Annotated in this window: 6 protein-coding genes and 1 pseudogene; 1 reads left to right on the top strand and 6 read right to left on the bottom strand. The window is 65.2% G+C overall.

The features are described 5' to 3' along the window. From Q0D45_RS17735 to Q0D45_RS17710, 6 genes and pseudogenes are all read right to left on the bottom strand, one after another. Window positions 1–810 (bottom strand): annotated as a pseudogene (locus Q0D45_RS17735) (hypothetical protein); the annotation flags it as partial. Window positions 811–912: 102 nt separating this feature from the next. Next, complete coding sequence (locus Q0D45_RS17730; protein ID WP_293395878.1) at window positions 913–4,032, bottom strand: efflux RND transporter permease subunit; 3,120 nt, start codon at window positions 4,030–4,032, stop codon at window positions 913–915. A 4-nt stretch (window positions 4,033–4,036) separates the two neighbouring features. After that, complete coding sequence (locus Q0D45_RS17725) at window positions 4,037–4,927, bottom strand: hypothetical protein (protein WP_293395875.1); 891 nt, start codon at window positions 4,925–4,927, stop codon at window positions 4,037–4,039. Next, window positions 4,924–6,321: a TolC family protein gene (locus Q0D45_RS17720; RefSeq protein WP_293395872.1), complete on the bottom strand. Its 1,398-nt coding sequence runs from the start codon at window positions 6,319–6,321 to the stop codon at window positions 4,924–4,926. The genes Q0D45_RS17725 and Q0D45_RS17720 overlap by 4 nt, the downstream gene beginning before the upstream one ends. 62 nt (window positions 6,322–6,383) lie before the next feature. Beyond that, on the bottom strand, window positions 6,384–7,748 hold the full coding sequence (locus Q0D45_RS17715; RefSeq protein WP_293395869.1) for a HAMP domain-containing sensor histidine kinase: 1,365 nt from the start codon (window positions 7,746–7,748) through the stop codon (window positions 6,384–6,386). Then, entirely contained in the window at window positions 7,745–8,410 is a 666-nt protein-coding gene (locus Q0D45_RS17710; RefSeq protein ID WP_293395866.1) for a response regulator, read from the bottom strand. The genes Q0D45_RS17715 and Q0D45_RS17710 overlap by 4 nt, the downstream gene beginning before the upstream one ends. A 237-nt stretch (window positions 8,411–8,647) precedes the next feature. Between Q0D45_RS17710 and Q0D45_RS17705 the strand changes: the two genes are divergently transcribed. Further along, window positions 8,648–13,538: Calx-beta domain-containing protein (locus Q0D45_RS17705; RefSeq protein WP_293395863.1), on the top strand; the 4,891-nt coding region annotated here is incomplete at its 3' end.

Genomic DNA, 13,538 nt, shown 5'->3' with positions numbered 1-13,538 from the left:
CAAGCGCTTGGCAAACAGCATCACATGCGGCGCGACGATCAGGTTGTAGCGGTCCGAGCGGTAGAAGGCTTCGAGCACCGCAAGACCATCGCGATACCAGGACGACAGACTCGGCGAGCAGTGCGGGTTGTAGAGCACCGTCGGGCGATCGTTGTCGAACAGCTTCGGCCGAACGACGCGAACGGTGTCATCAGCCGCGTTTCTGTCGGCATGCAAATCGAACTTCGGATAGCCGATCACCGCATGGCCGCCGTCCTTGAGCAGGCCGGCCCCGGTCAGGCGATCGCGAATCTTCTCGCCGGACATCAGCACCAGATCGAATTCGCCGCTGGCCTTGTCGAAACCGACTTCGCGATCACCGGCGCCGTGCCGGGTGTGAACAAACTTCAGGTGCTTCAGGCCGAAGCGGCTGCGCAGCAGCAGGCTGGTCTTTTCCGGCACCACCAGCAGATCCAGGTCGCGGAACGCCGCGCGATTGCACAACAGCATCATCACCCGCGAAAACGGCATCAGCGGATCCAGCAGCGGCTGCAGCAGACGCAGCAAGAGCGGCAGACGCAGTCGGTAAACCTTGCCGGTCTGCATCGCACATTTTTCCGCTACCCCCAGCAACGCTTCATGCTGAGCCTGGCTGGTGACGAACAGCCTGACTTCGGGGCCGTCCTGCCGGCGCATCAGCTCGAAGGCGATCGGCGCGCTGTGGGCGAGCTGGTGCAACTGATCGTGGTTGAACAGGAAGCCGCAACGAACCAGGCCGCGCCCGCTCGCGGCAGGCCCGGGCATCGGTGCCAGCAGGTCTTGCTCGGTCATTGCAGCCACAATTCATGTCTCCTATCCAGACGCAATGACTTTAGCGGCGCAGGCTTAAGCAAAAATTAGCGGGCCTTGCGAGTGGCTCCCGGCGCAACGGGGTCAACGGCCTGCAGTAGCACGCGGTGGGCCCAGAAAGCTGACCGCCAGCAACGGCAGCAACAGCAGCCCCAGCAAGGTCGACGACGCCAGCCCGCCAAGAATCACGATCGCCATCGGCCCGGCAATTTCCTGTCCTGCGGCGTGGGCATCGAGTGCTACGGGCAGCAGGCCGAGTGCGGCGAGGCCGGCGGTCAGCAGCACCGGCAGCAGGCGCTCGCCAGCCGCACGCAGCGCGGTATCGAGGCACCAGGGCAGCCGCTCGTCGCAGACCAGATGATCGATATGGGACAGCAGCAGGATCGCGTTGCGGCTGGCCAGCCCGAACAGCGTCACGAAGCCGACCATCGAACCCAGCGACAGCACGGCGCCGGTCGCCGCGACCGCCATCGCGCCACCGATCAAGGCGAACGGCGCTGCCAGCAGCACCAGCGCGGCACGGCGCCAGTCGCCGAGTCCGGCGATCAGCAGCAGCGTGATCAGCACCAGGGCGATCGCGAAATTGCGGCCCAGTTCCCGGGTCGCTGCCGCCTGGATTTCGGCCGCTCCGCTGATGCGCAGCGTCACCCCGTCGGGCAGGGTCTGTTCGGCCAGCGCCGCTTCGGCGCGCGCGACGAAGGCGGCGATATCACTCGTCTCCGGATTGGCGGTGACCACCTGCCGGCGCAACGCCGATTCGTGCTCGATCACGGCGCGGCTGTCTTCAACGACCAGCCGGGCCAGTTCGCCAAGCGGTACCGCGGTGCCGCCGACACTCCGCACCAGCAGCGCACGCAGGGTTTCGACATTCGCTGGCGCATCGCCGAGCAGATGCAGCGTCACCGGCGTCACCCGTTCCGCCGTGCTGACATTGCCCAGCAGCAAGCCTTGATGCGCGGCCTGCAAGGCTTCATCGATGTCACTGGCGCGCACACCGTGCAAGGCCATCGCCGCCGGCAGCAGATGGACGACCACCGCGGGTACCCGCCCGGGCACCCGGACTCTCACGTCAGCGGCCTGCGGCAGGCTGCGCACGACCGCTGCAAGCTGCGCTGCCGCGGCATCGAGCGCATCGAGATCGCTGCCGGTCAAGGTCAGCACCACGCTCGCGGTTTCGCCGGCAATCGCTTCGCCGATGCGATCGCCGAGGAATGTGGTGACTTCGGATTCGACGCCGGGCTGGCTGGCGACGATTGCGCGGATCCGCCCGGTGATCGGCGCGTCGCTTGCCGCCGTGGCCGCTGTGCTGACCGTTTCCAGGGCGATGTGGAACTCGGCGTGGTTGACGCCCCAGGTGTCTTCCGCACCTTCTGCCCGGCCGAGCTGCAGCTCGACCGAGCGCACGCCGGGGATCGCCAGTATCTGCCGACTCATGCCCTGCCCCAAGGTCCGCAGCGCTGCCAGACCGGTGTCCTGCGGCGCGATCAACTGGGCCACGACATGTCCTTCCTTGAAAGCCGGCAGCAGTTCGCGGCCGAAGACGACAAGCGTTCCGACGGCGATCAGCACCAGCACGGCAGTGACCAGCAGCGCCGCCCTCAGATGCCGCACCAGCTTCAGCAGCAGGCCGTGCTGAGCCTGCCTCAAGCGCAGCAGCCAACGCGGTTCATCCGCCAACTTCCTGCGCAGCAACAGCAGGCAGAGTGCCGGCGTGATCGTCAGTGCAACCAGCAACGACGCCGCGACCGCGAGCAGGAAAGACAGTGCCAGCGGCCGGAAGAACGCGCCCTGCAGACCGCCGAGCGCGATCACCGGCATGAACACCAGCATCACCATCGCGGTGGCGAAGATCACCGGCGCCCGCACCTCCAGCGACGCTTTCAGGATGATCTCCCGCCGGCTGGCGCCGATCTCCCCCTCGCGCAGGCGTCGCACGATGTTCTCGACATCGATCACCGCATCGTCGACGACGACGCCGATGGCAATGGCCAGACCACCGAGGGTCATGTTGTTGAGGCTGATTCCGCAGTAGCGCAGGGTGACCACGGCGGCGAGCAGCGACAGCGGAATCGACAGGAAGGAGATCAGCGCCGTGCGGGCATGACGCAGCACCAGCAGCAAGGTGACGAAGGTCAGCAAGGCGCCAAGCAGCAGACTGTTGCGCAGCTGGGTCAGTGCCGATTCGATGAAACTCGCCGGCCGATGCAGCGCCGGCACCAGGGTGATCTGCTCGCGAGCCAGCAGCGGCGCCAGTTCGGCCAGCGCGCGTTCGACAGCCTGGGTCACGCCCAGCGTGTCGGCGCCGTACTGGCTGGCCATCGCCAGCAGCACACCGGGCTGACCGTTGATCAAGGCGTCGCCGATCGGCTCGGCGGCGGCGATGTCGACCGTGGCGACATCGCCGATATGCAGCGGCGGTCCGGATGCAAGGCCCGGCATCTGGCCGGGCCTCGAGGTGAGCACGGCATTGGCGAGGGCCGCAGCGTCGGGCGCTTCCATTGCCGTTTGCACGACCAGCCGCTGGCTGCCGTTGTCCTCGAAGCCAAGACCGCGGACCTCGGTCAGTTCGCGCACCGTGCCGGCGATATCGGCGATCGCGACGCCACTGGCAGCGAGCGTCGCCGCCCGGGCGGTGATCGCCAGTTCGCGCTGCTCGCCACCATAGATCGCGGCCCGCGCGACACCGGGTACCGCGAGCAACCGGGGGCGGACCGTCCATTGCACGAAATCACGTACCGCCATCGGGCCGCGGCTGGCGCTGACGAAGCCGACCTTGAGCAGATCCATCGTCGATGAGGTCAGCGGCGATACGCTCGGAACACCGCCGCCCGGCGGCAACACCGCGGCGGCGCCGGCAAGCTGCTCGATCACTGTCTGCCGCTGCCGGAACGGATCACCGGCCGCAAAGGCGACGCGGATCACCGACAGCCCCTGCATCGATTCGGAGCGGATGCTGGCGACGCCGGCAGTACCGCCGAGCAGCGCTTCCAGCGGCCGCGTCACCAGCGTTTCAACCTGTTCGGCAGCCAGGCCGGCCGCTTCGGTCTGCACGGTGAAGGTCACCGGCGCGAACTCCGGGAAGACATCGAAACGCGCCTGCCGGAGCTGCTGCACGCCGCTGGCCAGCGCCAGCACCGTCAGCACCGCCACCGCGCCGGAATGGCGCAGGCAGAATCGGATCAGCGCGGACAGGAACCCGGCCAAGGCGCTAGTCCGCGCTGCCGGCGCGCATCGCCCAGCGCAGCCGGACGGCTTGCCGGAACACGATAGGGACATCGGCGCCAGGCCCGGTCACCAGCACGCCGCCGCGGCGTTCGTCGAGCACCAGCACCGGCTGCCGGCGATATCGGCCATTGCCGGTCTCGACATAGACGTAGCGGCCCTGCGCATCGATCAGCAAAGCTTCCGGTGGCAGCCACTGACCCTGCCGCGCCGTGCCGCTGACCGTCGCCGCAAGCACCCGACCCGGCTGCAGACCTGCCTGTGTGGAGATCGCCAGCAGGCTGCTGCCGGCGATGCCGGGATCGCGGCTGGCCGTCGGCCCGAGCAGGCGCAGCGCAGCGTGGCTGTCGTCGGCATCGAGGCTGGCGCTGATCTGCGCCGGCGGCGGACCGGTGAAGCTCAGCCGCAGCAGTGCCGCCTTGCCGTCGATCACCCGTTCGAGCAAGCGGTCGCGCTCGCCGCCGGGCAGCGCCGCGAGCCCTGATCCCCACTCGAGCGCGATGCGGTGGCGCGCGGCGGCGAGCTTCGCCGCGTCGATATGCGCCGCCGCCGTTGCCGCTTCGCTGCTGCGCCGCGAGACACTGGCGTCCCCGGCCAGCAGCCGCTCGCTGCGCGCAGCTTCAGCCTGCGACGCCGCGGCCGTGGCAGCGAGAATTTCGATGTCGGCAGTCAGCTGCACCAGCGGCGCCGGATCGAGCACGGTTGCGAACGCCGCGATCCGCGGCGGCAGCGAGATCGGCGCGACGGCAGCGGCCTCGATGCCGGACTGCCTGACGACCTCGGGCGGCAACTGGATCTCGGCGCCGGGATCGGCAGCTGCATGGGCGGCCATTGCCGCCGCCGCTGCAACAACGGCCAACAGCCAGGTTCGCTTCATCGGGAAGCCGCCGCGAGCGCCGCACGCGCATCGAACGGCGGCCCGGCCAACGGCGTCCGGCAGGCATCCTCGAGGGCTGCGAAATCACGCTGGGCATCGAGCGCCGCGCCTTGCTGCAGGAGCTCGGCTTCGGCAGCGGTGATCTCGGCACTCAGCAGCGCCGGCCGATCGCTCTCGCCTTCGGCCAGACGACGGCGTTCGACCTCGGCAAGACGAGCCAGCCGCTGCCGGTCGGCTAGCGCCGCTTGCCAGCGTTCCCGCGCTGCCGGCCAGGCGCGTTCGGCGCTGTCGATCTGCGCGTACAAGCCGGCTTCCACGGTTTCCAGATGGCGGGCAGCCAATTCGCGCTGAGCCAGTGCTTCGGCGATCGGCCCCTCATTGCGATTGAACATCGGCAGGCTCAGGCCGACGCCGAGTTGCAGCTTCCGCTCGCCGTGATCCCAGGTGTAGCCCGGCGACAGGCGCAGATCCGGCCAGCGTCTGGCCACTTCGGTCTGCAGCACCAGCTCGGCGATATCGATCTCGCGCAAGGCCTGCAGCAGCTGCGGCCGCTCCAGCAGCGCGGCCTCGCGATCCAGCCGGACACCGTCAGCCGCCAGCCGATCGGGGCGATCCCAGTCCGGCCATTGCAGCGGTGCATCAGCGATCGCCGCCAGCGGTAATCCGATGGTCGTCGCCAGGCGTTGCCGGGCTGCCAGTACCCGCTGATCGGCCTGTTGTCGACGCTGGACTGCGGCACTCAGCTCGGCCTCGGCGCGCAGCACATCGGTGCTGGTACCGGCGCCGGCAGCGCAGCGGCGGCGTTCGACATCGAGCAGCTGGCGGTGCAGCTCGATGATGCGCTTCAGCAATTGCGCCTCATCGGCGGCGGCAACGGCTTCGAGCAGCGCGTTCTGCGTGCTCATCCGCAGCTGCCAGAGCTGGTCGCCGAGCGCGGCGCTGGCGATGTCGGTCTGCAGCCAGGCGATGGCCTGCGCCCGGTCACGGGTACCGGAGGCCTGGAGCAGGAAATCCACTGCGACACCCAACAGCCAGGCCGGCATGCCGGCCGCCGCCGCCAGGTATTCGCCGGACAGGTTCAGCGTCGGATTCGGCCGCTGGCCGGCGGTCACCACGCCTGCCTTGGCCAACGACAGCCTGGCCCGCATCTCGGCCAGCGCCGGACTGCCGGCCTGAGCCAAGGCAAACCACTGCGCGCGATCCCAGCCATTGGCCATCGGCGGAAGTCCGAGGCTGGTCGCATCAAGGCGCTTGGTTTCGAACGCCACCAGGCCAGCGCCTGCCCCGGCCGTCGGCAATGGTGGCGCCGCAGCACAGGCTGCAAGCGACAGCGACAGCACGATCAGCACATGGCGATGCAGACGCTTGCGGTCGGAATGGGAAGGCGGGGTCACGAGTCAACGGGAAAGGACCGGTATGCGGACCCGGACCCTAGCCCCCGGCGCTTAGCGTTTCCTTAAGATGGCAGCGGTTTGCCCGACCCGCCGCTGCCTGGAACGGCAGCCGTCGCAGCGGCCAGTGGCAGCAGGACACGTACCGCGAGTCCGCACCCCGAAATCCCGTCTTCAAGCTCGATGCTGCCGCCGTGACGATCCACTTCCTGGCGGACGATGGCCAGGCCCAGCCCGGTGCCGGAAGCATCGGCTTCGCCGTCCCGGACGAAGCGTTCGAACACCGCCTGCCGACGATCAGGGGCGATGCCGCAACCGGTATCCGAGATCAGCAGGCTGGCTTGCACGGCATCGGCCCGCAGCGATACATCGACCCGGCCGCCGGCCGGCGTATGCCGGATCGCGTTGTCGACCAGATTGGTGACCAGGCTGCGCAGGCCTTCGCCATCGCTGTCGACCATGCAGGGCTGACTGGCGACCAGGCCGAGATCGACCTCCTTGTTGGCCGCCAGCGGGTACAGCTCGGCCAGCACCGTCTTCAGCAGGCTTTCCAGATTCACTGTCCGCAGCGGCCGCTCCGGGCTGGCGCCGGGCTCGCTGCGCGCCAGCGCCAGCAACTGCGTGACCAGCCGCGCGGCGCGATCGACGCCGGATTTCAGCGCCTCCAGCGCGTCGCTGCGCTCGGCCGGACTGCGCGCCTGCTGCGCGCGCTGCACCTGCAGACCGACAACGGTCAGCGGCGTGCGCAGCTCGTGGGCGGCGTCGGCGAGAAAGGCCTGCTGGCGGCGTGCCGCATCGGCCTGCCGGGCCAGCAGATCGTTGAGCGCTTCGATCACCGGGCCGAGTTCGCTCGGGGCATCGTCGACCACCACCCGCACCTGCTTGTAGGGCCCGCCGCGCTGCAGCTGGTCGGCCAGAGTGCGCAGCGGACGCAGCAGCCGCGAGATGCCGAGTGAAGTGAACAAGGCCAGCAGCGGCAACACGCTGAGCAGCGGCAGCAGCAGACGCAAGGTCGTGGTGGCGGCGATCTCGCGGCGCGCCGAAAGCTCCTGGGCCACCTGCAGCCAGCCGCCCTCAGGCAGCGCGCGGCTGTAGCTGCGCCAGTCCTCACCCGGGCTGTGCAGCGTCACCAGCCCGGCGGCCGAAGGGATCGGCGCCTGTTCCTCGACGCTGGAGGCGTACTTCAGGCTGCCGTCCCCCGCCCAGAGCTGGATGACGATGTCGTCCTCGGCCTCGTCGACCGTCCGCTGATCGCCGGGGCCGAGTGTCTGCGGCGCCAGATTGTTGCCGATCGCCTGCAGGCGATCGTCGAACAATTCGTTGAGCTCTTCGACCGCCTGCCAATACAGGCCGAAGATGCCGATCAGGCTGCCGATCATCCCGCCGACCAGCATGGTCAGCACCAATCGACGGCGCAGCGAGGATTTCACGGCAGCGCCTTGGCCACGAAGTAACCGACACCGCGGGCGTTGCCGATGAACTCGGCCGAAAGCTTGCGGCGCAGCGCGTGGACATGGACTTCCAGCGCATTGCTGGCGATTTCCTCGTCCCAGCCGTACAGACGTTCGACCAATTGCTCCTTGGTCCACACCTTGCCCGGATGTTCGAGCATCGCCGTCAGCAGCGCGAATTCGCGACGGGTGAAGGTGATCGTCCGGCCCTGATAACTACCTTCGCGGGAGGCGAGATCGAGGCTCAGACCGAGATGCTCGATGCCCGGCTGGGCGTTGCCGGCACGGCGCCGGCTGAGCGCCCGGATCCGCGCCAGCAGCTCGTCGAGATCGAAGGGCTTGAGCAGGTAATCGTCGGCGCCGGTATCCAGCCCCCGAACCCGATCCTGCACGGCATCGCGCGCAGTCAGGATCAGCACCGGCGTTTCCTGGCCGGCGCGGCGGGCGTCGGCGAGCACCTTCAGGCCATCGCGCCCCGGCAAGCCGAGGTCGAGCAGCACCAGCTCGTAAGCCGTGGCCTGCCAGTGATCGGCGGCAGCAACGCCGTCGCGCACCCAATCCACCGCATGGGCGTTGAGCGCCAGGCTGCGAGCCAGCGCCTCGCCGAGCATCGCATCGTCTTCGACCAGCAGGATTCTCATCGGCAAACGGGCTCGGGCGTGAACGGCAGGCTGTCAAAGTACAAGGAAGGAGTATCGGCCGCGATCCTTAAGGGGTGATTATCGATTCGGCCGCCCTAAGCCAGCGGCCTGAGATTCGATCTTCGCGTTTCCTGCATCGCAACTGCCAACTAGGTCCGCTTTCTGGCTGCCGTTTCATGCCGCCATTGGTTAAGGTCACCGGGCGTCACGATACGAATAAGAACTCAGGGAGCGGACATGATCAAGATCGGGAAACTGGGCGCCATTGCGCTCGCCGGTGCTGTGGGCGCGGCACTGGCCACAGCCGGTTACATCAAGCACCGGGAGCCGGTGCAGACACCGGCACAAGCAGCGGCCAGTTCGGCGCCAAGTACGGCAGCCAGCGTCGCCAACTATGGCCGCATCCCGATCAGCTTCGAGCCGAATCGCGGCCAGTCCGCCGGCAATATGGCCTTTGTTGCGCGTGGCCCTGGCTTCAGCCTCGGACTCAACACCGAAGGCGCCACGGTGCGGCTGAACCGGCCGGCTGCCAAGGACGCGGGCTCACAGGAGACTGCCGTCAACCTGGCAGACAAGCACGCAGCGAATGCCGACCCGACAGTCGATACGACGGCCACGTTGAAACTGCGGCTGGTCGGCGCCAACGAGAAGCCGGCGCTGGTCGCGGAGAACAAGCTCCCTGGCGTCAGCCACTACTTGGGCCAGACCGGCGCTTCAGGCCCGCTGACCAACATCCCGCATTACGCAGCCGTCCGTTACCAGCAGGTCTATCCGGGTGTCGACTGGCTGCTGTACGGCAACCCGATGAAGCTGGAGTACGACTTCATCGTCGCGCCGCAGGCCGACCCTTCCCGCATCCGCATGCGGATCGACGGCGCCGACAGCCTGGCGCTGGACGAAACCGGCGCGCTGCTGGTTACGGTGGCCGGACAGACCGTCCGCCAGGACAAGCCGCTGGTCTATCAGGAACGCGACGGGCAGCGGACCGCGATCGAGGCTAGCTACCTGTTATCGCAGCCGTCTGATGCTGGCGCGACCGAGATTGCGTTTGCTGTTGCCGATTACGATCGGATGCGGGCGTTGGTGATTGATCCGGTGTTGGTTTATTCGACCTACCTCGGAGGAACCGGCAATGAGAGCGTGGCTGCCATTACCAGTACCGACGCCGGAGAACTGATCGTCACCGGAACAACCACATCGACGAATTTCTCGCCCACCTCGTCACTGCTTTCACAGCCTGAAGTCTTCATCTCGCAGATCAGTGCCGACGGCACAGCCGTGGCGTTCACGACCTACCTCGGGGCCGGCAGCGCCCCGAATCACGTAGCTACGAACTCTGTTGGAGAGATATACGTTGTTGGCCTTGGTTCGGCTCCCAGCCGATTGATTTCTGAAACTGGCATTGGCAGCAACTGCGGGATATACGGCGCGACATTCGTTGACGGGGGACTGGGAATTTCGAACTCCGGATGCTTGCCAGGCGACATTTATCCATCGCCCATCACAATTACGAAAAGCGGGACGATTTACGCAATTAAAAATGAAGTAGAACAGACATTCGAAGAAACTGAAGTGGGCGGTTCAATCCAACGATACACCACAACAACCAACAAATATTTAATACAAACAATTAGCAATTATTTACCAGCGGGCGGTACAATTTTTCTAACGCATACGAGCGAATCTTATAGTCGCCGTGGACAACCCGAGGTGGGTTATACAAGAACAATAACATCGCCAATATGGGACATCGTCAGCAACGATGAAACTACACTGATTTCATATTCCCTATGCGAAGTTTATAGCACCGACGGAGGCACAACGCGGAGTGGTTCCGTAAACGTTTATGGTGCCCCCGCAATTCACAGCCTTGATGCTGATTACTTTTTATATTGCGACAGAAATACAAAACCAATTGATATTGCTATCGGTTTAGATGGCAACGCATATTCATCACGCCTAATAGGTTATTCACCTCAGGCTTATGAAATTGTAACCCCGCTTTACGAGCGCGAAATCTCCTCGTCGAGAGTCGGTTTTCTTGCCGCCAATGCTTCTGGAAATGTTTATTATTCAGAGAACGGATTAATCAATAAACTTAATAAAAATGGAACCGCGATTCTATCCGACATTGCCGTTGTCCAGCCATTTTTGGCGAACCTTCTAAGTAATAATGAAATCGTTGTAGCAATATCGACCACAAACACCGCGCGAGAAAGCGGAGTTCAACCGACCAACAACGGCGGCACTGATTTATTGCTACGCAAGCATAAATTTTCAGACTGTACTGATGATGACGGCTTGATCAATTTCAGCTCTACAAATTTCTCTGCGTCAGAATCGTCGGGAGCAATCAATTTTTCGGTCGTTCGTTCCGGTGCAGTCGATGCTAATTGTCAGCCATTCGTCGAATACAGAATCCAGGACCAATCGACCAATGGCGCTTCTGACCTGATCAAGACTGGCGGCATCATTCGTTGGGCGGCAGGGGAGAACTCGACCAAGACAGTTTCCATACCGCTGGTCAACGACAGCGCTTACGAGTTGCAGGAGTCCGCGCTGGTCGAGCTGTACAGGCCGGACGGTTCGGCACTCGGAAGCATCAGCTCCGCTGCGCTTCTGATCATCGATGACGATCCGCAGCCGTCCGTCCGCCTATCCGCAAGCATCGACTCGATCTCCGAAGTCAGCGGTTCCACCGTCATCACCGCAACGCTGAGCGCCGCCGCCGGCACGCCGGTCACGGTGCCGCTCGTCTACTCCGGCACGGCGACCCGGAATTCCGACTACACGACACCCGACCAGATCGTCATCAATCCTGGCCAGTTGTCCGCCTCGGTGACCCTCAACAGCGTCGACAACACGCTGCCTGAACCTGAGGAAACCGTCGTCGTCACGATCGGCACACCGACTTCAGCCACGCGCGGCTCGCCGGATGCAGTGACGGTGACGATTCGCGACAACGATCGCGCAGCTGGCGTTTTCCTGAGCCCTGCGTCCCTTGCCTTCGGCAATCAGGCACTCGGCAGCACCAGTGCATCGCAGACAGTAGTGCTGACCAACAACGGCACTGATCCGCTGACCATCAGCTTCATCGGCGCCAGCGGTGATTTCAGCGCGATCCCGGATTGCCCGATCTCGTTGGCGGTCGGTGCCAGCTGCAACATCGTGACCCGCTTCGTGCCCTCGGTCGTCGGGCCGCGCAGTGGTGCGATCACGGTGATGAGCAATGCCCCAACCAGCCCGAACACGGCCACCCTGACCGGCACCGGTATCGACTCCGGACGCCTGCTGAGCGTGGCGGATGTCAGCGTGACCGAGGGCAACTCTGGAACCACCGTCGCCAATGTCACGGTGAGCCTGAGTTCGCCGTCCACCGGCACCGTCAGCGCTCGCCTGACCACCAGCAACAACACGGCGATTGCTGGCAGCGACTACGTGTCTCGCAATGGGACGATCTCGTTCGCAGCGGGCCAGACTTCGCGGGTGATTCCGATCACCATCAACGGCGATACGACGATCGAGCCGAACGAATCGTTCTTCGTGACCATGAGCGAGCCGGTTGGGGCTGCGATCGGTGACGGCCAGGGCGTGGTGACCATCGTCAATGACGATGGTGCGGCGCCGCCGACGGCCAGCATCGGTGACGTGTCGGCCAGCGAAGGCAATACCGGCGCGCGCACGTTCTCGTTCACGGTGAGCCTGTCGGCAGCCGCTTCCGGGCCGGTGTCGCTGAGCTACGCCACGGCAAACGGCTCGGCGACGGCGGGCAGTGATTACGTTTCGTCCAGCGGCAGCCTCAGCTTCGCAGCCGGGGAACTGAGCAAGACGATCAATGTGACGGTCAACGGCGACACCACGGTGGAGCCGACCGAAACCTTCTTCGTCAACCTGAGCAATCCCTCCGGCGCAACCTTGGGCGATAGCCAGGGCCAGGGCAGCATCGTCAACGACGACACCTCTGCCCCAGCGCTCAGCGTCAATGACGTGAGCACTACCGAAGGCAACTCAGGCGTCAAGAACCTCACGTTCACGATCAGTCTGAGCCCGGCCGCGACCGGCGCTGTCACCGTTACGGCAGCTACCGCCAACGGCACGGCCAGCAGCGGTTCGGACTTCAACGGCGGTTCGCTGACGGTGAGCTTTGCCGCTGGTGAAACGGCCAAGACGGTCAGTCTCGGCATTCGCGGCGATACCACGGTGGAGCCGGATGAAACCTTCTTCGTCAATCTGAGCAATGCCACCGGCGGCGCGACGATTGCCGATGCGCAGGGCATCGGCACCATCGTCAACGACGATGCTTCCGCCACGCCGACGATCGCCATCAACGATGTTTCGGCCACCGAAGGCAATACGGGCAGCAAGATCTATACGTTCACAGTCAGTCTGTCGGCAGCAGCTTCCGGGCCGGTGACGGTGGCCTATGCCACAGCCAATGCGACGGCCACGGCGGGCAGCGATTACAGCGCTGCCAGCGGCACGCTGAACTTCGCCGCCGGCATCACGACTCAGACGGTGAATGTGACGGTCAACGGCGATACCGCCGTGGAGCCGGACGAAACCTTCGTCGTCAATCTGTCCAACCCGAGCGGCGCGACGATTGCCGACAGTCAGGGCTTCGGAACCATCGTCAATGACGATGCCGCTGCAACGCCAACGCTCAGCATCAATGACGCAAGTGCGACGGAAGGCAATTCCGGGGTCAAGAACTTCGCGTTCACGGTGAGTTTGAGCCCGGCAGCGACGACGGCGGTGACCGTCACCGCCGCGACCAGCAACGGCACGGCCGCCAGCGGTTCGGACTTCAACGGCGGCTCGCTGTCGGTGAGCTTCGCGGCCGGTGAAACCTCGAAGGTCGTCAATCTGGGGGTTCGCGGCGATACCGTGGTCGAGCCGAACGAAACCTTCTTCGTCAATCTCAGCAATCCCACCGGCGGTGCTGTGATCGGCGATGGCCAGGGACTGGGGACGATCCAGAACGACGACGGCGCAGCCACGCCAACCGTCACCATCGGCGATGTCTCGGTGACCGAAGGCAACGCGGGCAGCGTCGTGCTGTCGTTCCCGGTGACGTTGTCGGCGGCGTCCACCAGCGCCGTATCGGTGGCCTTTGCAACGGCCAATGGCT

The sequence above is a fragment of the Nevskia sp. genome (genome assembly GCF_023266035.1).
GTDB lineage: Bacteria > Pseudomonadota > Gammaproteobacteria > Nevskiales > Nevskiaceae > Nevskia.
The sequence above is the reverse complement of the archived record's forward strand: the minus strand, read 5'-3'. Positions and strand labels throughout refer to the sequence as shown.

Coding starts and splice junctions, on each gene's coding strand:
- Q0D45_RS17725 (WP_293395875.1), bottom strand. CDS start 4,927: ATGAAGCGAACCTGGCTGTTGGCCGTTGTTGCAGCGGCGGCGGCAATG.
- Q0D45_RS17710 (WP_293395866.1), bottom strand. CDS start 8,410: ATGAGAATCCTGCTGGTCGAAGACGATGCGATGCTCGGCGAGGCGCTG.